The 25,602-nt window shown below is 56.2% G+C and carries 25 protein-coding genes; 14 read left to right on the top strand and 11 right to left on the bottom strand.

The features are described from left to right. The first annotated feature begins 16 nt into the window (after positions 1-16). A complete protein-coding gene (locus tag AACV31_RS18835) occupies positions 17-1,123 on the top strand; it encodes a glycosyltransferase family 4 protein (protein ID WP_165155059.1) in 1,107 nt (368 codons plus the stop codon). Here AACV31_RS18835 and AACV31_RS18830 read toward each other — a convergent pair. Genes AACV31_RS18830 through rfaD form a run of 5 tightly spaced genes read right to left on the bottom strand, consistent with a single transcriptional unit; the run spans position 1,102 to position 6,300 of the window. Then, positions 1,102-2,211 (bottom strand): glycosyltransferase family 4 protein, encoded by a 1,110-nt coding sequence (locus tag AACV31_RS18830; RefSeq protein ID WP_075197246.1) that lies wholly within the window; start codon positions 2,209-2,211, stop codon positions 1,102-1,104. The two genes, AACV31_RS18835 and AACV31_RS18830, sit on opposite strands and share 22 nt — an antisense overlap. Beyond that, positions 2,208-3,311 carry a putative lipopolysaccharide heptosyltransferase III gene (rfaQ, locus tag AACV31_RS18825; RefSeq protein WP_165155061.1) on the bottom strand — a complete coding sequence of 368 codons (1,104 nt, stop codon included), beginning with the start codon at positions 3,309-3,311 and terminating at the stop codon, positions 2,208-2,210. Before rfaQ ends, AACV31_RS18830 begins: the two co-directional genes overlap by 4 nt. Next, positions 3,304-4,305, bottom strand: a complete 1,002-nt coding sequence (gene rfaC, locus AACV31_RS18820) for a lipopolysaccharide heptosyltransferase RfaC (protein WP_165155062.1) — start codon at positions 4,303-4,305, stop codon at positions 3,304-3,306. The genes rfaQ and rfaC overlap by 8 nt, the downstream gene beginning before the upstream one ends. A 3-nt stretch (positions 4,306-4,308) precedes the next feature. Continuing rightward, the gene (rfaF, locus tag AACV31_RS18815) at positions 4,309-5,355 is read right to left on the bottom strand and encodes an ADP-heptose--LPS heptosyltransferase RfaF (RefSeq protein WP_087600507.1); all 1,047 of its coding nucleotides are present in this window, start codon (positions 5,353-5,355) and stop codon (positions 4,309-4,311) included. A 12-nt stretch (positions 5,356-5,367) separates the two neighbouring features. Further along, complete coding sequence (rfaD, locus tag AACV31_RS18810) at positions 5,368-6,300, bottom strand: ADP-glyceromanno-heptose 6-epimerase (protein WP_007765517.1); 933 nt, start codon at positions 6,298-6,300, stop codon at positions 5,368-5,370. A 228-nt stretch (positions 6,301-6,528) separates the two neighbouring features. Here rfaD and kbl point away from each other — a divergent pair, with 228 nt between their 5' ends. From kbl to AACV31_RS18780, 6 genes are all read left to right on the top strand, one after another. Continuing rightward, on the top strand, positions 6,529-7,725 hold the full coding sequence (gene kbl / locus AACV31_RS18805; RefSeq protein WP_165155064.1) for a glycine C-acetyltransferase: 1,197 nt from the start codon (positions 6,529-6,531) through the stop codon (positions 7,723-7,725). 9 nt (positions 7,726-7,734) lie between these two features. Further along, the gene (gene tdh / locus AACV31_RS18800) at positions 7,735-8,760 is read left to right on the top strand and encodes an L-threonine 3-dehydrogenase (protein ID WP_007765513.1); all 1,026 of its coding nucleotides are present in this window, start codon (positions 7,735-7,737) and stop codon (positions 8,758-8,760) included. Positions 8,761-8,983: 223 nt separating this feature from the next. Beyond that, positions 8,984-10,564, top strand: coding sequence for a phosphoethanolamine transferase (locus tag AACV31_RS18795; protein WP_165155066.1), 1,581 nt, complete (start codon positions 8,984-8,986; stop codon positions 10,562-10,564). 70 nt (positions 10,565-10,634) lie between these two features. Further along, a complete protein-coding gene (locus AACV31_RS18790) occupies positions 10,635-11,894 on the top strand; it encodes an O-antigen ligase family protein (RefSeq protein ID WP_165155068.1) in 1,260 nt (419 codons plus the stop codon). 71 nt (positions 11,895-11,965) lie between these two features. Beyond that, positions 11,966-12,814 (top strand): glycosyltransferase, encoded by an 849-nt coding sequence (locus tag AACV31_RS18785; RefSeq protein ID WP_165155070.1) that lies wholly within the window; start codon positions 11,966-11,968, stop codon positions 12,812-12,814. Positions 12,815-12,834: 20 nt separating this feature from the next. Next, positions 12,835-13,752 (top strand): capsular polysaccharide synthesis protein, encoded by a 918-nt coding sequence (locus tag AACV31_RS18780; RefSeq protein ID WP_165155072.1) that lies wholly within the window; start codon positions 12,835-12,837, stop codon positions 13,750-13,752. Positions 13,753-13,863: 111 nt separating this feature from the next. Here the strand turns inward: AACV31_RS18780 and AACV31_RS18775 are convergent, their stop codons facing one another. From AACV31_RS18775 to gpmM, 3 genes are read right to left on the bottom strand one after another with little or no spacing between them, the layout of a single operon-like run. Further along, positions 13,864-14,805 carry a divergent polysaccharide deacetylase family protein gene (locus tag AACV31_RS18775; protein WP_165155074.1) on the bottom strand — a complete coding sequence of 314 codons (942 nt, stop codon included), beginning with the start codon at positions 14,803-14,805 and terminating at the stop codon, positions 13,864-13,866. 3 nt (positions 14,806-14,808) lie between these two features. After that, the gene (gene envC / locus AACV31_RS18770; protein ID WP_234004999.1) at positions 14,809-16,068 is read right to left on the bottom strand and encodes a murein hydrolase activator EnvC; all 1,260 of its coding nucleotides are present in this window, start codon (positions 16,066-16,068) and stop codon (positions 14,809-14,811) included. A 33-nt stretch (positions 16,069-16,101) separates the two neighbouring features. Then, on the bottom strand, positions 16,102-17,649 hold the full coding sequence (gene gpmM, locus AACV31_RS18765; protein ID WP_165155076.1) for a 2,3-bisphosphoglycerate-independent phosphoglycerate mutase: 1,548 nt from the start codon (positions 17,647-17,649) through the stop codon (positions 16,102-16,104). Positions 17,650-17,892: 243 nt separating this feature from the next. Here gpmM and AACV31_RS18760 point away from each other — a divergent pair, with 243 nt between their 5' ends. From AACV31_RS18760 to cysE, 5 genes are all read left to right on the top strand, one after another. Next, a complete protein-coding gene (locus AACV31_RS18760; protein WP_075197236.1) occupies positions 17,893-18,324 on the top strand; it encodes a rhodanese-like domain-containing protein in 432 nt (143 codons plus the stop codon). Between the two features lie 21 nt (positions 18,325-18,345). Beyond that, positions 18,346-18,597: a glutaredoxin 3 gene (grxC, locus tag AACV31_RS18755; protein ID WP_004388492.1), complete on the top strand. Its 252-nt coding sequence runs from the start codon at positions 18,346-18,348 to the stop codon at positions 18,595-18,597. A gap of 56 nt (positions 18,598-18,653) precedes the next feature. Then, on the top strand, positions 18,654-19,121 hold the full coding sequence (gene secB / locus AACV31_RS18750) for a protein-export chaperone SecB (RefSeq protein WP_007765492.1): 468 nt from the start codon (positions 18,654-18,656) through the stop codon (positions 19,119-19,121). Next, a complete protein-coding gene (gene gpsA / locus AACV31_RS18745; RefSeq protein WP_007765489.1) occupies positions 19,121-20,140 on the top strand; it encodes an NAD(P)H-dependent glycerol-3-phosphate dehydrogenase in 1,020 nt (339 codons plus the stop codon). Before secB ends, gpsA begins: the two co-directional genes overlap by 1 nt. Positions 20,141-20,216: 76 nt before the next feature. Next, complete coding sequence (cysE, locus tag AACV31_RS18740) at positions 20,217-21,038, top strand: serine O-acetyltransferase (protein WP_007765485.1); 822 nt, start codon at positions 20,217-20,219, stop codon at positions 21,036-21,038. 64 nt (positions 21,039-21,102) lie between these two features. Here cysE and trmL read toward each other — a convergent pair whose 3' ends face one another. From trmL to cpxR, 3 genes are all read right to left on the bottom strand, one after another. Further along, positions 21,103-21,576 carry a tRNA (uridine(34)/cytosine(34)/5-carboxymethylaminomethyluridine(34)-2'-O)-methyltransferase TrmL gene (trmL, locus tag AACV31_RS18735; RefSeq protein WP_007765481.1) on the bottom strand — a complete coding sequence of 158 codons (474 nt, stop codon included), beginning with the start codon at positions 21,574-21,576 and terminating at the stop codon, positions 21,103-21,105. A gap of 102 nt (positions 21,577-21,678) precedes the next feature. Next, the gene (gene cpxA / locus AACV31_RS18730) at positions 21,679-23,052 is read right to left on the bottom strand and encodes an envelope stress sensor histidine kinase CpxA (protein WP_007765479.1); all 1,374 of its coding nucleotides are present in this window, start codon (positions 23,050-23,052) and stop codon (positions 21,679-21,681) included. After that, positions 23,049-23,747 (bottom strand): envelope stress response regulator transcription factor CpxR, encoded by a 699-nt coding sequence (gene cpxR / locus AACV31_RS18725; RefSeq protein ID WP_007765477.1) that lies wholly within the window; start codon positions 23,745-23,747, stop codon positions 23,049-23,051. The genes cpxA and cpxR overlap by 4 nt, the downstream gene beginning before the upstream one ends. 148 nt (positions 23,748-23,895) lie before the next feature. Between cpxR and cpxP the strand changes: the two genes are divergently transcribed. Both cpxP and fieF read left to right on the top strand, forming a co-directional pair. Further along, positions 23,896-24,402, top strand: a complete 507-nt coding sequence (gene cpxP, locus AACV31_RS18720; protein WP_007765474.1) for a cell-envelope stress modulator CpxP — start codon at positions 23,896-23,898, stop codon at positions 24,400-24,402. 174 nt (positions 24,403-24,576) lie between these two features. Continuing rightward, complete coding sequence (gene fieF, locus AACV31_RS18715; protein ID WP_165155078.1) at positions 24,577-25,479, top strand: CDF family cation-efflux transporter FieF; 903 nt, start codon at positions 24,577-24,579, stop codon at positions 25,477-25,479. The last annotated feature ends 123 nt before the right edge of the window (positions 25,480-25,602 follow it).

The raw sequence follows: 25,602 nt of genomic DNA, 5'->3' as shown, positions 1-25,602 counted from the left end.
CAATAACAGGAAGATTATGCATATCGTTCATACCGAAGCGGACGGCGGGAAGGGTGGTCAGCCGCTGCGTATTATCAACGAATCTCTCGGCATGCTGGCGCGCGGCCATCAGGTCACTATCGTCTGCCCCGAAGACGTACCGCTGAATACGCTGGCGCGGGACGCAGGCCTGAAGGTGGTCAATCTGCCCATCCGGCGCAAAAAAATCCCTAATCTGCTGCGCCTGCGCGCCTGGCTGAAACACGAGGCGGGACACATTGATGTTATCAATAGCCATAATTCTGTAGATACCTGGCTTGTGGCGCTGGCCTGCGCAACGCTGCGTAACCCTCCGCCGCTGGTACGTACCCGTCACGCCTCCGGCAAGCCGCGCAACAACCGCGGTACACGCTGGTTGTTCGGCACCGCCTGCGCGCATGTGGTGACGACGGGCGAAGCGCTGCGCCATCAGCTTGAAGACATTGGCGTACCGCTTTCTCACAGTACGTCTGTGCCAAGCGGTGTAGACACGTCACGCTTTAAGCCGGGCGATAAACACGCGGCACGCCAGCATTGCGGATTAAGCGAAGACGATTTCTGGCTCGGCGTGGTTTCTCATCTGCGCCCGAATAAAGGTCACAGCGTGTTGTTGCAGGCGCTGGCGCAAATCGATAATCCGCGTATCCGGCTGGCGATTGTTGGCGAAGGGCCGCACCGCGCCGCGCTGGAGCAGGAGATTGTCACGCTGGGGCTGGAGACTCGCGTGGTAATGGCCGGGCATCAGAGCGATCCGCAGAGGTGGTTTCCGGCGTTCGATATTGCGCTGAGCCCGTCGCATGATATGGAAGGCGTGCCGCAGGGCGTGCTGCAGTCGCTGGCGTCGCGCGTTGCGACTATCGCCACTGACGCGGGCGGTACGGCGGATGCCGTAATTGATAATCAGACCGGGCTGTTAGTCGGTCAGCGAGATGTTCAGGCTTTGAAGAGCGCCATCATGCGGCTCTATGACGACGCTGCGCTGCGTGAACGGCTGGCACAGCAGGGTTATGATTACCTGTGCAGCCATTTCACGCGTGACTGTATGCTGGATGCGATGGAACACGTGTTCCGCAACGCCAGCCGTCAGGCCAGCAGTTCACGGTAAAGCGCATTGAGCTCCTGGGCCATTCTCTCCAGCGTCCAGGGCTCTGCGGTGCGTCGCGCCGCGCGGCTATAATCTTTCCCGGCGGCGCGCCCTGCCAGCCACTGGCCAATCGCCTCACTGTAGCCGGGCGCATCAAGCGCATCGCGCACCCAGCCATTTTCGCCTTCCTGCACCCATTCCGCCGCCCCGCAGCCGTGGCTGGTTAATAACGGCAGACCACAGGCGAGCGCTTCCACACACACATTCGGGAAGGGATCGTAGAGTGTCGGCAAAATCAGCGCATCGGCGCTGCCGTATACCGTTTTGATATCTGCGACCGGGCCGAGAAATTTTACGCGATCCGCGACGCCAAGCTTGTGCGCCAGCGCTTCGAAACGCCGCGCGTGTTTATCACGCCCGGCCACCAGCAGCCAGACGGACGGATGGTCGACAATCGCTTTCAGCGCCACTGCGACGCCTTTACGGGCAAAGCCAGAGCCGACATAGGCGAGTACCGGGGCATTGGCCGGAACACCAAGCTCGCTGCGTAGTGAGTGCTCACTTACTGATGGGTGGAAAACAGACGTGTCAACGCCGTTATAAATCACCGTCAGTTGATGATCCGCCAGCCCGAAGCGGCGGGCGATATCATCGCGCACCATTCTGGAGTTACAAATCACTTTGCGCAGCGTCGGATGCATAAACATCTCGCGCTCGGCCTTGAGAATGTAGCGGTGATATGCGCTGAAAGACTGCGCCCAACGCGCAAGGGGCGACTGGATGCGATGGTACTGCTCAAGCCAGGCGGCGTGTACGCCGTCGCCGGCGCGGAAAATCGTGGCGCCAGGAATGCGCTCGTGGCTTTGCACAATATCAAACGCTGCAAACTGCGCGGCGGCGGCGGCGGCAAAACCTGCCTCACGCGCTTTGCGGTTGCGAAACGGCGGATCGACCGTCAGCGTTTGCCAGCCCGTACCGCTCTCCCACTGGCGGGCAATCAGCGTGACATCCAGATCGCCGCTTTGCGACAGCACATTCAGCGCGCGCGAGACAAAACGCTCCGCGCCGCCGTTAGGATTCCAGGTCTGCCTCACGATGGCCAACTTCATGCGGGCGTTTCCAGCAGCAGAGTATCAATAGCGCTCAGCACCTGTTGAGGCGTAATGGCGGTGATGCAGTCAGAGACGCCACTGTCGCCGCAGCCTGCTTTGCCGCAGGGCTGGCAGGTAAAGCCTGCGGTGATAACGCGATGCGATACGCCCCAGGGTGACCATTTGATGGCGCCGGTCGGCCCGAAAATCGCCACGGTTGGCGTACCGACGGCGCTCGCCAGATGCATCGGCATTGAATCCACGCCGAAGTAAATCCGGGCGTGTTTCATCAGCGCGCCAAGCTGCTTCAGATTCAACTGGCCGCTCAGATCGAATACCGGCTGCGTCAGCGCAGCGCGGAGTTTATCCATATACTCTGTTTCTTCGCGTGAAGGTGCGGCGGAGAGAATAACGGGCAGCCCACGGCTCGCGAGCGCATCGACAGTAGCCGCCAGCGCGCGGATATCCCAGGATTTAAACATCCAGCGCGAAGTGGGGTGCACCAGAATGTAGTCGCCGCTCTTCAGGCCGAATGCGGCCAGTTTCTCCTGAATAAACGCCTCGGCTTCATCGCCGGGTACGAACAAGGTGCGTTTATCATCGCGGGTAGCCGGGTGAATGCCGATACGGCGCAGCGCGTCGAGGTTCACTTCCACCATATGACGCGTGTTGTCCTGAATCGCCGGATAGAGCGTGGTAAATGATTTTACCCAGCGGCGACGCGCGAAACCGCTGCGTTTGTCAGGGCGAAAACCGACGGACACGCGTGGTTTCAGCAGGCGTGCCAGACGAGCGCCGTGCCAGTGCTCGGTGAGGTTAATCAGCACGTCATACTGGCGGGCTTTGAGGGTTTTCACCAGTCCGCGGTAAAGCCGAAACTGCTTAAGCAGGCCCTGCTTGCGCCAGTGACGGCCAATAGTATGCACCTGGTCGATATGCGGATGGCTGGTCAGCATCGCCTGGGTGTCGTCATAAACCAGCGCATCCACCTCCGCCTGCGGGTACGCTTTTTTCAGCACCGTAAAGCAGGGAGAGGTCAGCAGTACGTCGCCATGGTGGCGCAGCTTAATAATCAGAACCCGCTTCGGCGGATGTTCAGGCGTGAATAAGTCAGGCATGGGCACTCTCTGAAACGGAAGTTTCCCCGCAAAGCCAGGGATGCAATGATTCGAAAACGGTGGCGGCGGGCAGGTCGGCGAGGCTTTCAGAATCTGTCGGACGACAGACAACCTGATTCTTCCCATACCCCCCAATCAGCCCCGGATCCGTGGGGCCATAGAGCGTGAAGTTTGGACGATCGAGAGCCGCCGTCAGATGGCTCAGACCTGTATCTACTGACACCACAAACCGCGCGCCAGCCAGCTGGTGGGCGACCTGTTCCAGCGTCAGACGCGGGAGCACCTGAACATAATCGAAACCGTCGGCAAGCCTTTTCGCCCGCGCTTCTTCATGCGGCGCGCCCCACGGCAGGCGGATCTGCAGCCCGCTCGGGCCCAGCAGCGCGATAAGCTCGCGCCAGTGCGCTTCCGGCCAGTGTTTTTCATCGCGCGTGGTGGCGTGCAGGAATACCACATAACGCCCGGCGTCATCCGCAGGCTGGCGCAAAAAGTGCTGCGCGATGGCGTAATCGCCCTGCGCGGCGGGTTTTGCATAGCCCAGGCTTTTCGCGAAGAGTTCGCGGGTGCGCTCCACGGCGTGCTGCGCTTTCGCAATATGGTGACGGCGATTATAAAAAAGGCTCGCGAGCGGCTCGCGCGCCGTCTGCCAGTCCATGCCATGCTTAACGCCGCGCGCCAGACGCGTCACCAGGGCGGCGCTTTTGACCAGCCCCTGTGCGTCGATCACCGCGTCATAATTCACGGCCCGCAGCGCGTCGCGAAACGCGCGCCGCTCGGCTTTGACCGGCGCGGAAAACCACGCCTTACGCCAGCGGCGGATAGCCACCGGCAGTACGCGCTCAACCGCCGGGTGCCATGACGGGATCTGCGCGAAACCTTCTTCCACCACCCAGTCGAAACGGATATCCGGCATCGCCTGCATGGCGTCGGTTAAGGCGGGCAGCGTGTGAAGCACGTCGCCCATCGAGGAGGTTTTAACAACAAGCACCCGCATCCGTCAGGCTTCCTCGTTAAGCAGCAGTTCGTTGAGCGTTTCCAGTACGCGCGCGGGCGTAATGTCGATAAGACTCTGGTGATAGCCTTCGGCGGCGTCGCCTTTGCGCACTTTATGGTAGCCGGTGATAAGACGAATGACTTTCGCCTTATGCGACAGCGGCGGCGTGAAATCCGGGCTGCTCGGCCCGTACAGCGCCACCAGCGGGCGATCGAGCGCGGCGGCCACGTGCATCAGGCCGGAATCATTGGTCACCACTGCTTTACAGGCGGCGATGAGCACCACGGCCTGCTCAAGCTGGGTCTCACCCGCCAGATTGCGGCACCACGCCTGCTGTTCAACACTCAGCGCGGCGAGAATTTCATTGCCCGCTTCGTGATCTTTCGCCGAGCCGAACAGCGCCACCTGATAACCTTCGTCAATCAGCTGTTTTGCAAGCTCTGCATAGTGATAATGCGGCCAGCGTTTCGCCGGGCCGAACTCCGCGCCAGGGCAGAATCCGATGACCGGACGCTCGGCGGAAAGCGCGAACTGCGCGCAGGTCTGGCTTTTTTCCGCATCCGTCACCAGCAGTTGCGGCCAGAGTAAGGGCTGCGGCAAATCTTTCGCCGACTGCATTACGCCCTTATCGTAGGCCAGCGCGACATAGCGTTCGACCATCAGCGGCCACGCCTGTTTATCCAGCACGCGAACATCGTTTAACAGGCCGTAGCGCATCTCGCCGCGCCAGCCGGTACGGTGTGGGATGCCCGCAAAAAACGGCACCAACGCCGATTTAAACGAGTTCGGCAGGACATATGCGCGATCGTAGCGACGCTCGCGCAGGCTATGGCCCAGGCGGCGGCGCTCGCCAAGCCCCAGCGCGCCGTGGCCGAGCGGCATGGGGATCGCCTCATTCACCTCCGGCATGCGCGACAGCAGCGGACGGCACCACGCGGGCGCCATCACGTCAATCACCGCCTGCGGATAACGGGCCCGGAGCGTGCGATAGAGACTTTGCGACATCATCATGTCGCCCACCCATGACGGGCCGATCACCAGTATTTTCATGCATCAGCCTGCTTATGCGTCGCGGTTCAGCCAGGCCATATATTCTGCGACCCCTTCGGCAACGGTTTTAAACGGCTTGTCGTAGCCCGCCGCGCGCAGGTTAGTGAGATCGGCCTGGGTAAACGCCTGATAACGGCCTTTGAGTTTTTCCGGGAACGGGATGTACTCAATGCTGCCTTTTTTATGGAAGGCCAGCGCGGCATCCGCCACGGCCTGGAACGACTCCGCACGGCCGGTGCCGCAGTTGAAAATGCCGGATACGCCGTTCTGCCAGAACCACAGGTTCACCGCGGCCACGTCGCCCACGTAGATGAAATCGCGTTTGAAGTTATCGCTCCCTTCAAACAGTTTCGGGCTTTCGCCGTTGTTCAACTGGGTGTTGAGGTGGAACGCCACGCTCGCCATGCTGCCTTTGTGGCCTTCACGCGGGCCGTAAACGTTAAAGTAGCGGAAGCCGGTTATCTGCGAGTTCGCTTCCGGCAGGATCTGGCGAACATATTCATCGAACAGGAATTTCGAATAGCCGTACACGTTCAGCGGCTTCTCATATTCGCGTGATTCGATGAAGTCAGAAGTGCGACCGCCGTAGGTGGCGGCGGAAGAGGCGTACAGGAACGGGATTTCACGCTCCAGGCAGTAGTGCAGCAGCTCTTTGGAGTACTGATAGTTGTTTTCCATCATGTACTTGCCATCCCACTCGGTGGTGGAGGAGCAGGCGCCTTCGTGGAACACGGCTTCAATCTCGCCGAACTCTTCGCCGGACATGATCTGCACCTGGAAATCTTCTTTATCCATGTAATCGGCGATATTCAGATCCACCAGATTGACGAATTTGGTGCCGTCTTTCAGGTTGTCCACCACCAGAATGTCGGTATAGCCGATGTCGTTCAGAGCCTTAACAATGTTGCTGCCGATAAAACCCGCGCCGCCGGTAACGATAATCATAAGCCTGTCCTTCAGAATGTGAGCCGGGAAAAATCTCCGGCGTGAATAGTATCAATCATACCATCACATTGGTTGCCCTACAGCCATTGGCCGTTTAAGCCGCAGCAAGTTTGCCCGTCTCGCGTGATTTATGCTGCAAAACAAAGAATCGGTGCTTCGTCATCTCGTCTCTGTCCATAGCTTTGGGTAATAATATGTGCCGAACTGGCTCATGTCTGGAGAAATGCAATGCGAGGGGATTTTTACCAACAGCTTTCCGCCGATTTAGAAACGGCGCGCGCCGAAGGCTTGTTTAAGGAAGAACGAATCATCACCTCCGCCCAGCAGGCGGATATCCAGGTGGCAGACGGCAGCCACGTAATCAACTTTTGCGCCAATAACTATCTCGGTCTGGCGAACCACCCTGAGCTTATCGCCGCGGCGAAGCAGGGCATGGACACCCACGGCTTCGGCATGGCGTCGGTGCGCTTCATCTGCGGCACCCAGGACAGCCACAAGGAGCTTGAAAACAAGCTGGCCGCCTTCCTCGGTATGGAAGACGCCATTCTTTACTCTTCCTGCTTTGACGCCAACGGCGGGTTGTTTGAAACACTGCTCGGCGCGGAAGACGCGATTATCTCTGATGCGCTGAACCACGCTTCCATCATTGATGGCGTGCGCCTGTGTAAAGCAAAGCGTTTCCGTTACGCCAATAACGACATGCAGGAACTGGAAGCGCGCCTGAAAGAAGCCCGTGAAGCGGGCGCGCGCCATATTCTTATCGCGACAGACGGCGTGTTCTCCATGGATGGCGTGATCGCCAACCTGAAGGGCGTGTGCGATCTGGCGGATAAATATGATGCGCTGGTGATGGTGGATGACTCCCACGCGGTCGGCTTTGTCGGCGAAAACGGGCGCGGTTCGCATGAATATTGTGACGTGATGGGCCGCGTCGACATCATCACCGGTACGCTGGGCAAAGCGCTTGGCGGCGCGTCCGGCGGCTATACCGCGGCGCGTAAAGAAGTTGTCGAGTGGCTGCGTCAGCGTTCGCGTCCATATCTCTTCTCTAACTCGCTGGCACCGGCCATTGTCGCGGCGTCCATCAAAGTGCTGGAGATGGTGGAGTCCGGGGCTGAGCTGCGCGCGCGTCTGTGGTCCAACGCGCGTCTGTTCCGCGAGAAAATGACGGCGGCGGGCTTTACGCTGGCGGGCGCCGATCACGCCATCATCCCGGTGATGCTGGGCGATGCGGTTGTCGCGCAGGCATTCGCCCGCGAGCTGCAAAAAGAGGGCATTTACGTGACCGGCTTCTTCTATCCGGTGGTGCCAAAAGGCCAGGCGCGTATTCGCACCCAGATGTCGGCGGCGCATACTCCTGAACAAATTGAACGTGCGGTCGATGCGTTTACCCGCATCGGTAAACAGTTAGGCGTGATTGCCTGAGGGCGTGAAATGAAAGCATTATCAAAACTGAAACCGGCAGAAGGCATCTGGATGACCGATGTGCCGGAGCCGGAAGTGGGCCATAACGATCTGCTGATCAAAATTCGCAAAACCGCGATTTGCGGCACCGATGTGCACATTTATAACTGGGACGAGTGGTCGCAGAAGACCATTCCGGTGCCGATGGTCGTGGGCCATGAATATGTCGGCGAAGTGGTCGGCATCGGCCAGGAAGTGAAAGGCTTTAAAATCGGCGACCGCGTCAGCGGCGAAGGCCATATTACCTGCGGCCACTGCCGTAACTGCCGCGGCGGGCGCACGCATCTGTGCCGCAACACCGTCGGCGTGGGCGTCAACCGCCCGGGCTGTTTCGCCGAATATCTGGTGATCCCGGCTTTCAACGCGTTCAAAATCCCGGATAACATTTCCGACGATCTGGCTTCTATCTTCGACCCGTTCGGCAATGCCGTACACACGGCGCTTTCGTTTGATCTGGTTGGCGAAGATGTGCTGGTTTCAGGCGCAGGCCCGATTGGCATCATGGCGGCTGCGGTGGCGAAACATGTCGGCGCGCGTAACGTCGTGATTACCGACGTGAACGACTATCGTTTATCGCTGGCGCGCAAGATGGGCGTGACCCGCGCGGTGAACGTCGCGAACGAAAGCCTTCAGGACGTGATGAACGAGCTGGGCATGACGGAAGGCTTTGATGTGGGGCTGGAGATGTCCGGCGCGCCGCCGGCGTTTCGCACCATGCTGGATACCATGAACCACGGCGGGCGTATCGCGATGCTTGGCATTCCGCCATCCGATATGTCTATCGACTGGAACAAAGTCATTTTTAAAGGGCTCTTCATCAAAGGCATTTATGGCCGCGAGATGTTTGAAACCTGGTACAAAATGGCGGCACTGATCCAGTCCGGCCTCGATCTGTCGCCGATTATCACGCATCGCTTTACCATCGACGATTTCCAGAAAGGCTTCGACGCCATGCGTTCCGGTCAGTCCGGGAAGGTGATCCTGAGCTGGGATTAACCGTTAACTGCGGCGCCTGTGAATGCAGGCGTCGCTACCATCTTCAGCGGTTTGACTTTATAAAAGCGAATTGCTACCGTCTGCCCAAATTTTAATAACGCCTCTTTTTTACGCCCAGTATCACATCGATACCTGGCTCTCTTTTATTTGAAAGAGAGTTGGTTTTCTTTTGTCCGGTGATAAATGTGTCGTCAGGAAAGATTTAAATAGTGTCCAGGTAGTCATGTCCATTCTGTTAGAGCAAAAGGCGACGAAATACGGTTTCCGTATTTCGAGCGTCGTACCGTTGGTTATTTCGCTGTTAATCGTTATCTACGCTAATGTGTTAAATGAAAAATATAATACGGTCATCAACCGGGCGCTGGTTTTTGCCTTGCTGATGTTTGCGATTAAAACCATTACTAACAAAGGGTTCAGAAACCTGCTCGCCGTGCTTTTTTTAGTGCCGGTCGCGGCGGACGTGACGCTTCAGCTGTATGCATGGACCAACTTTAATTCAGCATTCAGTTATGGATTTGCCTTAAGTGTGCTTAATACCACGCCGGATGAAGCGAGATCGATGCTCGGCCTTTACTGGCGTGACGGCCTGTTATTTGTGGCGCTCTCGGCGCTGTTTATTTTTACGGCGAATAGCGGCGCATGGCCGGTATCATCACGCTTCAGGCGCTGGCCTGCGATCCTCCTTGGCCTGACACTCTTCGGCTTCTTTACGCAGGCATGGCTGCATCAAATCCGTAAAAGTAATGTTGAAAGCCTGGCGCAGCGTTTTATGCAATCAACGCCGGTCAGCACCGCTAAAGTGTTTATGCAGGCGGCGGAAGATAATGCCGTGATGGCGAGCGTGGGTAATAATATTCCTGATTATAAAATCGCCGTATCAGATACCGGGATTGAAAATTACGTGCTCATTGTCGGCGAATCTGAACGCACGAAAAATATGGGCATTTACGGTTATGGCCGTGATACCACCCCGGAACTGGAGGCCCAAAAAAATCAACTTCTGCTGTTTCGCAACGCGGTGGCACCGGCCCCGGTCACCATTATGGCGGTGCCGATGGCATTGACGGCGGATACCGTAAGGGCGCGGGATCCGCGTAAATATGGCGATAACGTGATTAATATCGCCAACAAAGCGGGTTACGACACCTACTGGTTCAGCCGTCAGGGTAAAGGCGGCGCGCATAATAATATTATTACTGCCATCGCCCTGAATGCCCATCAGAGTACGTGGGTGGAGGAGGGCTATGATGATGCCCTGTTGCCGCTCCTGAACGAGGCAATAAAAAAACCCGGTAAAAAACTGATTGTTTTACACCTGTACGGTAGCCATGAACCTGCGTGTCGGCGTTTTCCTGCAAATCAGACTCTTCTCAACAGCGCTAATAAAGCCGACGACTGTTACGATAATTCCGTGCGTTTTACCGATGCCATCATGGGCCAGGTCTTCCGCGCGCTGGGCGACAGCCGTTCGTCCGTTCTTTACTTCTCCGATCACGCCTTGATCCGCGATCCTTCCCGCGCCGTGGTGTATTCGCATGGCGGCGCCAGACCGCCTCGCGAAGCGCTACAGGTCCCGATGTTCATCTGGTATGCTCAGCGGGTCGCAGAGAAAGATAAGCGGACAGGGGATTACAACAGGATGTGGTCAACGGATGATGTGAATACGCTTGCTGAGTTGTGGCTGGGTATCCATCGTGAAGGCGAGGCGACAAACTCATTGTCGTCCTGGCTATCGCAGTATAATAAGGATGTCGCGGTTATGGATACCACGGGCAACGTGTATGAATGGCGTCATCTTCATTAACACAGCAGCCTTTAATGGTTTTTTAATCATATGCTAGAGTGTTTTGTTTGCAGTAGTAAATGGAATGATGATGACCACGAATAAATTTGAGAAGCTCCATGTTGGTTTGATGCAGTTGTTATTCGGATTATGCGCAATTGCATTTGGTTGTGTCGTTATATCACCAAATTTTTCTGCAAAAGTTTTCAGCCTGGCAGGCGGAATAGCCCTGATCGCATTTATTATCGATATCAAAAATTTCAGAAAAAATGACGCCTTTTGGCTTTGTGCTGTTTTGTTAATTATCGGTATTTGCGATTTGGTGTGGTACCGTCTGTTTAAAGTAGATACCAGTCCGGCGATTAACTCCTACCGCGCTTATCTTGAGGTGGGAAAAATATGTGTGGCGGGTGCATTCTGCATCTATGCTTTTGTTAATCATCGAAATTCGCGTATCGGCAATAACAAAATTCATGCTCTGCTGGCTATCCTTCTGCAACTGATGATGAGCATATATGTTGGTTATCAGGCTATATTTCTTGGTACCGGACGCGTAACGCTTTCTCTCGCGGGTGGCGCCGATGCCACGGGTGCGGCTTATACAATAGCGTTTCTTTCCTTTTATATCATTACTGTTCTTCAGCACAGTCAGCATAAGTGGAAAGAATCACTGATTTTAGGGCATTTTTTCGTGACCTTTTTGATGCTGGTGGCGACCGGTACTCGTGCGGCAATTATAGCTTATCCTCTTATTTTCCTTGTTCTGTTAGCTATCAAGCTCTATAAAGAAAAACATATTCCCTGGAAGGGCATTATCGCATTTGTTCTTGCCTTAATCGTGGGCGTTTTCATGATGAAGGAAGATATTGCGAAACGTTATAATGATTTTAATCGCGATATTGCCGCCTACGACAGAAATATTACACTAACCTCAGTCGGGGCGCGTCTGGCTATGTGGCAAACCGGGCTGGAGGCCGCGAAGAATAACTTTTTGTGGCAATCAACCGATCAGCGTAATGAAATTATTGCTGCAACCGTAAAGAAAGAGCCAGGGTTGCGTGGAGCCTTACTTTTTATGAAAGGCCACTTGCATAATGAAGTGGTAGAAACTTTATCGCTGAAAGGCCCATCAGGTTTGTTGCTCTATTTTGCCTTTATTGTTGCGTTGTTCTGTTACGCCTTCAGGAAGCTAAATAGTATTATCCTCTGTGCGTTCCTGGCCTCAATCATTATGTTTGGCATCAGCGGCGTGATGTTCTATTCGAAAACAACTCCCATCGCCTGGATGCTGACGCTTATTATGTCTATCGTCTTTCTGGAGCAGAACAGACACCAGGATGTTGTTAAGTAGGCTTTTTTGCAACGTCATCGGGAAAAGAGTATTCTCCGGTGGCGTTGCTATATCTACCAGACGAGCGTGTTATGAATGAACTGATCTCCGTTATCATCACAACCTTTAACAGAGAGGAACTGCTGGAGCGGGCGATTCGCTCAGTCATCGCGCAAACGTACGCTGCCGTTGAGCTGATTGTAATTGACGATTGCTCAAATGAGAAAACCGCGCAGCTTATAGAAAAAATGCGGCCGGAATGCGAGGCGCGATTCGTAGATTTTATCTATGAGCGAAACGAAAAAAACAGCGGTTCAAACTTCAGCCGTAACCGGGGTTATGCCCTTTCGCACGGTGTCTTCGTGACGGGGCTGGATGACGACGATTATTTTTTGCCTGAACGCCTGTCAAAGCTGGCCGCACGTTATGAAGAACGTTATGCATTCGTAACAGACTCACCCGCCCGTCTGGATAAAAAACAGCGGACAAATTCCCAGGGCAACCGTAAACGCATTATCACGTTACAGGATATCCTGTGTGAAAATGTCGTGGGCAATCAGGTGCTCACCACCCGAGAAAAAATGCTGGGCGTGGGTGGCTTCTCGCCGGAAATTAAGCAACAACAGGATCGCGATGCCTGGATTAAGCTGATACTAAAATATGGGCCCGGCGTTAAATATAGTTTTAGTACCGCAATGGTAGACGCTGAACATAGCAGCGATCGTATTACTAAAAAAATTAAGAAATATACGTCTTATCGCAAGCTTTATTTTAAATACCGTGAGTATATGTCGGAAACGACGCGCAGTAATAATCTTTTCCAGCTAATGTCGTTCAGGGGATTCAGTTCAACACGCATGAATGGTTTGCTACGTAGCCGTAAGAAAGATATTAAGTTAAGGCTGAAGCTGTTTCGTCGCACGCTAAAAGAACTTTTTTGAATCATCTGACAGGTGGAACGATGAAGCTGAATACCATTAATAAATTCATCAAGAAGACGCGCAGATGGCATAAGAAGACGGGGCTTGCTGTTTTCCAGCGCGCGGCGGCGCATTTTGAAGAAAAGAAAAAGGCGGCGATTTTCTCGGTTATCGACCGTCTCAATGTTCAGGCTGAGTCCGTTTCTCCCGTACATCAGGCCCAGTCACGGATGATCTGGATTTGCTGGTTCCAGGGGCTGGAACACGCTCCCGCACTGGTTAAACAATGTGTCGAATCGGTAAAATGTCATACGCCTGATGCAAATATCATTGTTTTGACTGATGAAAATATTCCACAGTACTTAAATCTTCCTGAGCACATCACTACAAAATATCAGGCGGGTCTTATTAGCAAAGCGCAGTATTCAGATATTGTCCGTTGCTCACTGCTTTACCAGTACGGCGGCATCTGGATGGATGCGACGGTTTTCATGACCCGTTCGTTACCTGAATCCTTTTTTGAAAATAAGTTCTCTTCGCTGCGTTTTACGAGTAGCACACGGGACAATGCGCTCAGTCAGGGCTACTGGACAGCTTATTTTCTCGCCGCACAGCAAGGCAATACGCTGGTAAAGCTGGTCAGAGATATTCTTTATCGCTACTGGCAGGAGCATGATGCGCTGATTGAATATTTCCTTATTGATTACAGCTTCCTGTATGCGCGCGAACAGGTGCCAGCATTTCGTGAAATGATGAATGTACAGCCAGTCACTGGCGAGAACCGTTTTCTGATTCGCCAGTTTATCAATTCGGCTCCAACAGAAACCGCGCTGAACGCGTTAAATAATGATCCTGTCGGTATTTATAAGCTTTCTCACAAAGAGAAATATCTCATGACAGATAATGGCAAGCCGACATTATATAGCATCATCCTTAACGGTAATTTTAAGCTGCAATAATGATTAAAAGGCACGTATCTGCCAACCTTTTATAGGTTCACGGTGATAAAAAAACGCTCTGATTCGCCGCTTCCGCGCTAATAAAAAACCCGCCTTCAGGCGGGTTTTTTATTATGACTGCTTGCCCCAGCCTTGCCACTGATGTCGAAAATAGCTCACCACAGCGCTCTCGCTGACGCTTTCGCTTATTACCGTAAAGAAACGCGTGGCGTAGACCGGTTCAGGCTGGCGTTTTGGCTTGCAGAGCTTCACGCCGCGGAACGGGTTACGCGGCGCGGCAGGCGCGGTCTGCGAAGGCGGAGCGGCGTTCGGTCTGGAGGTATCCACCTGCGGCTCATTCAGCAGGCTGCTCGCGCGCACCAGCGTGATATCGGGCGGCAGGCTGTAGAGCATCTGCTGAAGCACGCGCACCGTTGACGGGTGCGGATGGCCGATAGCAATCGCCGAGCCGTTGCGGCGCGCCAGCGCGACCGCGCGGTTAAACTGGTAACGGATATCCGCCTCGTTCTGGGTATCGTCCAGAAAGACTTTGCGTTTGATGACCTTCACGCCGGTGCCTGCGGCGGCCCGCATAGCCTGGCTATTGCCGATGGTCATGCTGTCGAGAAAAAAGAGATTGTAGTGCGCAAGCGCCGCCATCACTTTCTGCATGCCGGGCAGGCTTGATGTCATCGCGCTGCCCATATGGTTATTCATGCCGATGGCGTAAGGCACGTCGTTTACCGCTTCGCGAATAATACGCGCGATTTCCTCGCTGCTCATGTCCGGGCGCAGGGTGTCTTTTTCCAGCGGCTGTTTGCTGAGCGGCGCCATCGGCAGGTGAATGAGTACGTCATGCCCCTGATTGTGGGCTTTGGTCGCCATTTCGCGGGCGTGCGGCGCGTTGGGGAGTACGGCGACGGAGACTTCTGCGGGCATTCCCAGCACCTGATTCTCGGTACTGGGGCGATAGCCGAAATCATCAATCACGATAGCGAGTTTGCCGGCGAGGGCGGGAGCGGCGAGCGCCAGCGAACCAGCGAGAGCAAAAACAAGACGACGCAACTGAAGCAAAACTTATCTTCCCAACCACGGTTGTGGATTGACCGCCTGACCCTGACGGCGAATTTCAAAATAGAGCGAAGGCCGACCCTGACCGCCGCTGTTGCCCACCAGCGCGATGGGCTGACCAGCGCGGACCTGGGCGCCGACATTCACCAGCGCGCTCTGGTTGTAGCCGTAAAGGCTCATGTCGCCTTTGCCATGCTCAACCACGACCACCAGACCATAGCCCTGCAGCCAGTCGGCTAAGATAACGCGCCCGTCGGCGATGGCTTTCACCTCGGTGCCTTCGCTGGCGCCGATAACGATGCCCTTCCAACGTAGTTCACCTTGCAGCTGTTCGCCATAACGGTGCAGCATCGGGCCGCGTACCGGCCAGAATGCCTGGCCGTTCGGCGAGCCGAGGCCGCCGGTGCGCGCCATCAGCGAACGCTCGCTGTCGGAAGGTTTATAGGTGGTGCCTTTGCGCGTCGCCTCTTTCTGACGGGAACGGACCTGCTCGGCTTCGCGCGCTTCGCGCTCGGCGCGAGCTTTGGCCGCCGCTTCCGCACGGGCGATGCGATCGCGCAGGCGCGATTCGTTGGCGCGCAGTTCGCTCAGCTGCTGCTGTCCTTCCTGAATGGAAGAGTCCAGCGCGCCGAGGGTTTTCTTACGTTCGTTGCGGGCCTGCTCCAGCTTCGCCTGCTGCGCCTGCTGCTCGTAAAGCAGCGTCTGCTGTTGCGTCTGCTTCTCTTCAAGCTCCGCTTTTTGCGTGGCGACTTCTTCGCGGGTTTGCTTGAGCTGGGCGATGGTCTCCTGACGCGCTTCGTTGAGATAACCGAAATAGGCCTGTAAACGCTGGCCGCGCTGACTCTCTTCGCCGCTCAGGATCAACTGAAGGCCGCTGTGCTGCCCCTGACGAAACGCCGCATCAAGCTGGGCCGCCAGGTTGCGTTCCTGGGCCGCTTTTTGCTTCTCAAGCTTTGCGATGGAGTCGTTCATCTGAGCTATCTGGCGATTGAGATCCGCCAGCGTGTTCTGGGTTTCGCGCAGCTTGCGGCTGGCGGCGGCGATCGCCTGCTCCTGGCTTTTCAGCTGGGCGAGCAGTTTCGCGCGCTGTTGCTGTTGCTGGCGCACGGCGCGCTCTTTGGCGGCGATATCATCCTGAATGGATTTAAGCTGATCGCGGTCATCCGCGTGGGCGGAAAGCGGGCATAACAATACGCCAGCGCTGAGCGCGCTGGCGTAAAGCAGGGGCTTGAGTGAGAACCGAAACGGCCTGTTGCCCCATGTCATTGAAAAAATCGCCTTTCCCCTCATAGGGAGGGATTATTCCACGATGAACAGTGGCTTGCCAGTCATCTCTTGCGGGATTTCCATGCCCATCAGCGTCAGCAGGGTCGGCGCGATGTCGGAGAGCTTACCGCCGTCTACCGCTTTCACTGTTTTATCACCCACGTAAATCAGCGGCACCGGCAGGTTGGTGTGCGCGGTATGCGCCTGGCCGGTTGCCGGATCGCGCATCTGTTCGGCGTTGCCGTGGTCGGCGGTAATGAGCATCTGACCGCCAGCGGCCTCAACGGCGCGAGTCACCTGCTCGATACAGTTATCGAGCGCTTCCACCGCCGCGACAGCTGCGTCAAACACGCCGGTGTGGCCGACCATATCGCCGTTCGGGTAGTTACAGATAATGGCGTCATACTTGCCGCTGCTGATGGCGCCGACCAGTTTTTCGGTAAGCTCGGCGGAGCTCATTTCCGGCTGCAGATCGTAGGTCGCGACTTTCGGCGAATTAATCAGAATACGGTCTTCGCCCGGGAACGGCTCTTCCACGCCGCCGTTAAAGAAGAATGTCACATGCGCGTATTTCTCGGTTTCGGAGATGCGCAGCTGGGTTTTGTCATGTTTCGCCATCCACTCGCCGAAGGTGTTCAGCAGCGAGGCTGGTGGGTAAGCGCAGGCGGTGCGGATATCTGCCGCATATTCCGTCAGCATGACAAAATCCGCGAACTTCACGACTTTTTTACGGTTAAAGCCATCGAAATCGCGGTTGACGAAAGCGCGGGTGATCTGACGAGCGCGGTCGGCGCGGAAGTTCATGAAAATCAGCGCGTCGCCATCTTCCATCGCGGCAGAAGCTTCACCTTCGGCACGAATCACCGTCGCTTTGACGAACTCATCGTTTTCATCGCGCGCGTAAGCGGCTTCCAGGCCTGCCACGGCGTTTTGCGCTTCATACTCGCCTTGCGCCAGCGTCAGCAGGTCGTACGCCTGCTCTACGCGGTCCCAGCGGTTGTCGCGATCCATGGCGAAATAACGACCGATAATGGAAGCGACGCGGCCTTTGCCCAGTTCGGCAAATTTCGCCGCGAATTTCTCAAGCGTGGCCTTCGCGCTGCGCGGCGGGGTATCGCGGCCATCCAGGAACGCGTGCAGGTAGATTTTCTCTGCGCCGCGGGCGGCGGCCAGTTCAATCATCGCCAGAATATGATCTTCATGGCTGTGTACGCCGCCCGGCGACGCCAGGCCCATAATATGTACGGCTTTGCCTGCCGCGACGGCGTTATCCACTGCGGCGGTCAGTACCGGGTTTTCAAAGAAAGTGCGTTCTTTAATTTCCACATCCAGGCGCGTGAGATCCTGATACACGATGCGTCCGGCGCCCAGGTTGACGTGGCCCACTTCCGAGTTGCCCATCTGGCGGTCAGGCAGGCCGACCTCAAGACCAGAAGCATCAATCAACGTATGTGGGCGGCTGGCCCACAGGCTATCCATCACAGGCGTTTTGGCGGCGGAAATAGCGTTATCCTGGTTGTCTTCACGGTAGCCATAGCCATCCAGAATCACTAATACGACAGGTTTTTTAGTAAACGACATTGCAGAACCTCATGCGTCAAAGACGAAAAAATTGGCGTAATTTTACTACACCGCCTGAGGGCAAATAGCCGCAGAAGATCAAAGAACAAGGCGGGGCGTGCAAGCGTAACGGCGCATTTCATCCTTTTTTACGTAACGCGCCGCAGAAAACGCACAACCTTCCTTGTACTGGCTGTAATTGACACAGCGCGCAGGTATACTCCTCACCTGGTTTTTTTACTGAGTCGGGAGTTTGACCCCCCCATGCAAGAAATTATGCAATTCGTTGGCCGCCACCCCATACTTAGTATCGCGTGGATTGCGTTACTCGCGGCGGTGATTTACACCACTTTCAAGAGCCTGACGTCTAAAGTGAAGGTGATTACGCGTGGTGAAGCGACGCGTCTGATTAACAAAGAAGATGCCGTGGTAGTGGATATTCGCCAGCGCGACGACTTCCGCAAAGGCCATATCGCCACCGCGATGAACGTGCTGCCTGCCGATATCAAAGCCAACAACGTCGGCGAGCTGGACAAGCATAAAGCGAAGCCGGTTATCGTGGTTGACGGCAACGGCCTGTCGGCACAGGAATCCGCGACTGCGCTGACCAACGCCGGGTTTGAACAGGTGTATGTGCTGAAAGAAGGCGTCGCTGGCTGGAGTGGTGAAAACCTGCCGCTGGTGCGTGGTAAATAATTTTCATAAAGAGGTAACGACATGGCTAATATCGAAATGTATACCAAAGCAACCTGCCCGTATTGCCATCGTGCGAAGGCCCTGCTGAACAGCAAAGGCGCCGCTTTCCTCGAGCTGCCCATTGATGGCGATACCGCCAAACGGGAAGAGATGATTCAGCGTAGTGGCCGCACCACTGTACCGCAGATCTTTATCGACGGTCAGCACATCGGCGGCTGCGACGACCTGCATGCACTGGATGCGCGCGGCGGACTCGATCCTCTGCTGCGCTAGTGCGCTTTTGCCGTGAAGGCATATTTAAGGACATTACATATAAAGGGTTTTCGCTCATGTCAGAACAAAACAACACTGAAATGAACTTTCAGCTTCTGCGCATTTACACCAAAGATATCTCTTTCGAAGCACCGAATGCGCCGCACGTGTTCCAGAAAGACTGGCAACCGGATGTGAAACTGGATCTGGATACGGCGTCCAGCCAGCTTGCTGACGATGTCTACGAAGTGGTATTGCGCGTGACGGTCACCGCGTCGCTGGGCGAAGAGACCGCTTTCCTGTGTGAAGTGCAGCAGGCGGGTATTTTCAACATTACCGGCATTGAAGGCACTCAGATGGCGCACTGCCTCGGCGCTTACTGCCCGAACAGCCTGTTCCCGTATGCTCGCGAATGCATCACCAACCTGGTTTCCCGCGGCACTTTCCCGCAGCTGAACCTTGCGCCGGTTAACTTCGACGCGCTGTTCATGAACTATCTGCAGCAGCAGGCTGCTGAAGGCGCGGCAAACCATCAGGATGCCTGATGAACACCATTAATGCGTCAATGACAGTCATCGGTGCCGGCTCCTACGGCACCGCTCTTGCCATCACACTGGCAAGAAACGGCCATCACGTCGTGCTGTGGGGTCATGATCCCGCGCATATCGCGACGCTGCAGGCTGACCGCTGCAATGTGGCTTTCCTTCCCGATGTGCCTTTCCCCGACACGCTTCACCTTGAGAGCGACTTAGCCACTGCGCTGGCCGCCAGCCGCAACATCCTGGTGGTGGTGCCAAGCCATGTGTTTGGGCAGGTGCTGCGCCAGATTAAACCGCTGATGCGCCCGGATGCCCGTGTGGTATGGGCAACAAAAGGCCTGGAAGCGGAAACCGGCAGGTTGCTGCAGGATGTGGCGCGCGAGGCGTTAGGCGATACTATCCCGCTCGCGGTCATCTCAGGCCCGACGTTCGCCAAAGAACTGGCGGCAGGGCTGCCGACGGCGATTGCGCTGGCGGCGACGGATGACGAATTCGCAGACGATCTCCAGCAGCTTTTGCACTGCGGCAAAAGTTTCCGCGTCTACAGCAACCCGGATTTCATCGGCGTGCAGCTCGGCGGTGCGGTGAAAAACGTTATCGCTATCGGCGCAGGGATGTCTGACGGCATCGGCTTCGGCGCCAATGCCCGCACGGCGTTGATTACACGAGGCCTTGCCGAGATGTCCCGTCTGGGCGCGGCGCTGGGCGCTGATCCGACGACCTTCATGGGAATGGCGGGTCTCGGCGATCTGGTGCTGACCTGTACTGACAACCAGTCGCGCAACCGTCGTTTCGGCATGATGCTCGGCCAGGGAATGGACGTGCAGAGCGCGCAGGAGAAGATCGGTCAGGTGGTGGAAGGCTATCGCAACACCAAAGAGGTGCGCGAGCTGGCGGCGCGTGTTGGCGTGGAAATGCCAATAACCGAGGAAATTTATCAGGTACTCTATTGCGGAAAAAATGCGCGCGAGGCAGCATTAACGCTGCTGGGCCGTACCCGCAAGGATGAGCGAAGCAGCCAGTAAGGACGAGCGCCCGTAATGATTGATGCGTGCCGACAAACCGTTTTGTCGGCCGCTGTTTGTTTGTCTGGAGAAAGCAATGCCGTGTGAAGAACTGGATCTGGTGTGGAAGAATATTAAAGCCGAAGCCCGTCAGCTGGCCGATTGTGAGCCGATGCTGGCCAGTTTTTACCATGCGACATTACTGAAGCACGAAAATCTGGGTAGCGCGTTAAGCTACATGCTGGCGAACAAGCTGGCGTCGCCGATTATGCCGGCGATCGCTATTCGTGAAGTCGTGGAAGAGGCCTACCGGGCGGACCCGGAGATGATCGCTTCCGCCGCGTGCGATATCCAGGCCGTCCGCACCCGCGATCCGGCGGTGGATAAATACTCCACGCCGCTGCTTTACCTTAAAGGTTTTCATGCCCTGCAGGCCCACCGCATCGGCCACTGGCTGTGGCAGCAGGGCCGTCAGGCGCTGGCGATTTTCCTGCAAAACCAGGTGTCGGTCTCTTTCCAGGTTGATATTCACCCGGCCGCGACCATTGGCCGCGGGATCATGCTCGATCACGCGACCGGCATTGTGATCGGCGAAACCGCCGTGGTGGAAGATGACGTCTCTATACTCCAGTCGGTGACCCTGGGCGGGACCGGTAAAACCAGCGGCGATCGCCACCCGAAAATCCGCGAAGGCGTGATGATTGGCGCAGGCGCTAAAATTCTTGGCAATATCGAAGTCGGGCGCGGCGCGAAAATCGGCGCGGGCTCGGTGGTGCTCCAGCCGGTGCCGCCGCACACCACGGCGGCAGGCGTGCCGGCGCGTATTGTCGGTAAGCCTGAAAGCGACAAACCGTCGATGGATATGGATCAACACTTCAACGGCATCAACCACGGGTTTGAGTACGGCGACGGCATCTGATCCCGCCGGGGTTTCGCATAAAAAGCCGCGCACTGCGCGGCTTTGTTGTTTCTGGCGGTTACGCTTAGCTGCGCAATACCGCGCCGGGATAGCCGAGCTGCCGCCAGGCCTCATACACCACGACGGACACGGCATTAGAGAGGTTCATACTGCGGCTGTCCGGCATCATCGGGATGCGGATCTTCTGCTCAGGCGGCAGTGCGTCCAGAATCGAGGCTGGCAGCCCGCGCGTTTCCGGGCCGAACATCAGATAGTCGCCGTCCTGATAGCTGACCGCGCTGTGCGCGGGTGTGCCTTTAGTCGTCAGCGCGAACAGGCGCTGCGGCGTTTCCGCTTCCAGAAACGCGGCATAGTCGCGATGGCGCATCACGGCGGTAAATTCGTGATAATCCAGCCCCGCGCGGCGCAGGCGCTTATCATCCCAGGTAAAACCCATCGGCTCGATAATGTGCAGGCGAAAGCCCGTATTGGCGCAAAGACGAATGATATTACCGGTATTGGGCGGAATTTCAGGTTCAAACAGGACGATGTTCAGCATACGGCTCCCCTTGTGCAGAGGCGCGCAGAATACCAGAATTGCCGGTGGGTAAAAACAGCGGGCGCAGGAGAAGCACAGCCCTCCCGCGCGGGGAGGGCTCTGTCAGGAGCGGTGGTAGAGCGGCAGCCAGATGGTCAGGCGCAGGCCGCCCAGCGGGCTGTCATCTGCCTTCACCCAGCCGCGATGCTGCTGCACGGCGGTTTCCACGATAGCGAGGCCCAGCCCCGTACCGCCGGATTCCCGGTCGCGCGCCTCATCGGTGCGGTAAAACGGGCGGAAAATCTGTTCCCGATCGGTCTGGCTTACGCCCGGGCCGTCATCATCGACATTAATCGTAATGCCTTCTTTATCCACCGCGAAGCTTACGGAAATCTTGCTGTGAGAGTAGCGCAGCGCGTTACGCACGATATTCTCCAGCGCGCTTTCCAGCGCGTTCGGGTTGCCATAAAGCAGCCACGGGCCAGGCGGATAGGTCACCTCAAACGATTTGCCCATCTGCTCGGCTTCAAACGCGGCGTTATCAAGCACCTCGCTCCAGAGCTGATTCGCCTTCATGGTCTCGCTCACCAGCGCGTTTTTCTGCTGATTACGCGACATCACCAGGAGATCGTTAATCATGCTGTCGAGCCGGTGGGCTTCGGTTTCGATGCGCTCAAGCTCTTTGCTCTCTCCGCTACGGCGGCGCAGCAGCGCGGTGCCCAGTTGCAGGCGCGTGAGCGGCGTGCGCAGTTCGTGGGAGATATCAGAAAGCAGCCGTTGCTGGGTCGTCATCATGCGTTCCAGCGCCGTCACCATCTGGTTAAAGCTCGCCCCTGCGGCGATAAACTCCTGCGGCCCGGCTTCCAGCTCCGGGTGCTGGCGCAGGTTGCCCTGGGCCACTTCATCGGCGGCGTTTTTGAGTTTACGCGCCGGACGCGCGAGGCTCCACGCCAGCCACAGCAGCAGCGGCGAACTGACCAGCATCGTGACAATCAGCAACAACAGCGGACGGTCAAACAGCAGGTTGATAAAATCGGACTGCGAATTGCTCGCCGGGCGAATCAGGTAAAGCTGGTAGTTATCCTCGCCGTCGCGCACGGAAAACGGCCCGACCAGCTCCACGCGGCCATACTTTTTCTTCTGCGGATGATCGGAGTTATCAGACTGGCCGATAAAGTTGCGAATGATCTGCATTTCGTTGCGTTCAGCGCCGATCACGCGACCTTCGCTGGTGACCAGCAGCAGACGCTGCCCCGGCGGCGCCCATTTGTCGATAGCGCGAAACAGCCGCCGCCACCACATCAAATCGTTGGGCGGGTCGCTCGCCAGTTCAGCTTCGACGTGCTGTTCAATCATCGTGCCCTGACGCTGCTCGCTCTCTAGCAATTCCGTCATCTGACGGCTGTCGAGCTTAGGCAGCATCAGCACCAGCATTAACACCAGCGCCAGCGTCAGCCAGAAAATGGCGAAAATGCGGGCGGTAAGGCTGCCTATCATGAAGCGGAAACCATCAGATAGCCGCGTCCGCGCAGGGTTTTAAACCACGGATGGCCGTCTTTGCGCTCCGGCAATTTGCGACGAAGATTCGAAATATGCATATCAATGGCGCGATCGAACGGCGTGAGGCGTTTACCGAGCACTTCCTGGCTTAAATGTTCGCGCGATACCACCTGACCCAGATGCTGCGCCAGCAAATAGAGCAGGGTGAACTCCGTACCGGTGAGCTCCAGCGTCTGGCCGTCGAAACTCGCTTCCTGGCGGCCTGGGTTTAAGCTCAGCGCGTCCACTTCCAGCGTCGGCGAACCGTTGTCGCTGTTCTGCTGCTGTTCGCTCCAGTGCGAGCGGCGCAAAATAGCGCGAATACGGGCCACGAGTTCGCGGTCGTTAAACGGTTTCGGCAGATAGTCATCTGCGCCCAGTTCAAGGCCAAGCACGCGATCCAGCTCGCTGCCGCGCGCGGTCAACATAATAACGGGTGTCTGGTGTGTCTGACGAAGCTCTTTCAAAGTATCAATGCCGTTTTTCTTCGGCATCATCACGTCGAGCAAAAGCAGGTCGATGCTGTCGTCCAGGAGGTCAAGCGCCTGTTCGCCATCATGGGCAACGAGGACATTAAACCCTTCCATGTCGAGCAATTCCTTTAACAGGGAAGTCAGCTCGCGGTCATCATCAACTAACAGGATTTTATTCATTTTCAGTACCTCCGAGGCAGAAATTACGTCATCAAGGCGCGCTAATCCATGACTTTACGTTGTTTTACACCCCCTGACGCATGTTTGCAGCCCGAATCGTAGACTGGATTTCGTTGAACCGCAGCACATAAGTTTCCAGGAGTCAGTGATGCGCAAAGTTACCGCCGCCGTCATGGCCTCAACGCTGGCTGTCGGTGCGTTAACCAGCCAGGCAGCACAGGTCCCGACGGACGAAAGCTGGCATCCAGCGGAAATGCTGACGCAACGCAACAGTGTGCAAAGCCATATGTTTGACGGCATTAACTTAACAGAGCATCAGCGCCAGCAAATGCGCGATTTGATGCAGCGAGCGCGCCATGAGCAGCCCCCTGTTAATGTTAGCGAAATGGAGGCCATGCACAGGCTGGTCACCGCAGAAAATTTTGATGAAAACGCGGTGCGCGCTCAGGCGGAAAAAATGGCCCAGGAGCAAGTGGCTCGTCAGGTCGAAATGGCGAAGGTGAGAAACCAGATGTATCGCCTGTTAACGCCCGAGCAGCAAGCGGTTTTGAACAAGAAACATCAGCAACGCATGGAACAGTTCCGTGAGGTTGCGCAAATGCAGCGCCAGTCTGCGCTGCCGCTCTTTAGTAGCAGTACCCGTAGTAACCAGTAAACCCTGTTTTCCTTGCCATAGACACCATCCCTGTCTTCCCCCACATGATGTGGGGGTTTTTTTTGCCTCTTTTTCGCTATGCCGTGACCTGCATTACCCGCATGCGTCAGACGAATTTCATCAAATCCTGCGAACGGTTAGTTATACTGGCAACATGTCTTTGCAGGAGTCGTTATGAATCATGACTATGCTCGCCTGGTCAGCCGGGCGGCGCTCGCCGCAACGCTTGTGGCAACCTTATTGCTGATCATCAAAATCTTCGCCTGGTGGTATACCGGGTCGGTCAGTATTCTCGCCGCCCTGGTGGATTCGCTGGTGGATATCGCCGCGTCACTCACGAATTTATTCGTCGTGCGCTATTCGCTCCAGCCTGCCGATGAAGAACATACGTTTGGGCACGGGAAAGCGGAATCGCTGGCGGCGCTCGCACAAAGCATGTTTATTTCCGGCTCGGCGCTGTTTCTCTTCCTGACCGGTATCCAGCATCTCATTCAGCCTGAGCCTATGCGCGCGCCGCTGGTCGGTATTATCGTGACGATGGCGGCGCTGGTCACCACGCTGATGTTAGTCACGTTCCAGCGCTGGGTAGTGCGTAAAACACGCAGCCAGGCGGTGCGGGCGGATATGCTTCATTATCAGTCTGATGTTATGATGAACACCGCTATTCTGGTGGCGCTGGCCCTCGCATGGTATGGCCTGCACCGCGCCGACGCGTTATTCGCGCTCGGGATTGGCGTCTGGATTTTATACAGTGCGTTACGGATGGGCTATGAAGCGGTACAGTCGCTGCTCGACCGGGCTCTGCCCGATGACGAGCGCCAGGCGATTGTCGATATTATCGCCGCCTGGCCAGGCGTTCGTGGCGCGCACGATCTACGCACGCGGCAGTCAGGGCCGACCCGCTTTATCCAGCTTCATCTCGAAATGGAAGACAACTTGCCGCTTGTTCAGGCGCACCTTATCGCCGAACAGGTGGAGCAGGCAATCCTGTTCCGGTTTCCGGGGTCGGACGTCATTATTCATCAGGACCCATGCTCAGTCGTCCCGCGTTTTCAGCAAGGGCAATTTGAGCGCTAAGCATTCGTTGTAAAGGCGTGGTTCGGTCAGGCATTTTTTGTATATACCACCCCCACGAGGGCTGACCTGAATCAATTCAGCAGGAAGCTGTTGATATACTATTTGCAGCAATAGTCGATCACC

The sequence above is a fragment of the Cronobacter sp. EKM101R genome, from assembly GCF_963888145.1.
GTDB lineage: Bacteria > Pseudomonadota > Gammaproteobacteria > Enterobacterales > Enterobacteriaceae > Cronobacter > Cronobacter turicensis.
Note: the sequence above shows the minus strand (reverse complement) of the source record. Positions and strands in the feature narration are given on the sequence as shown.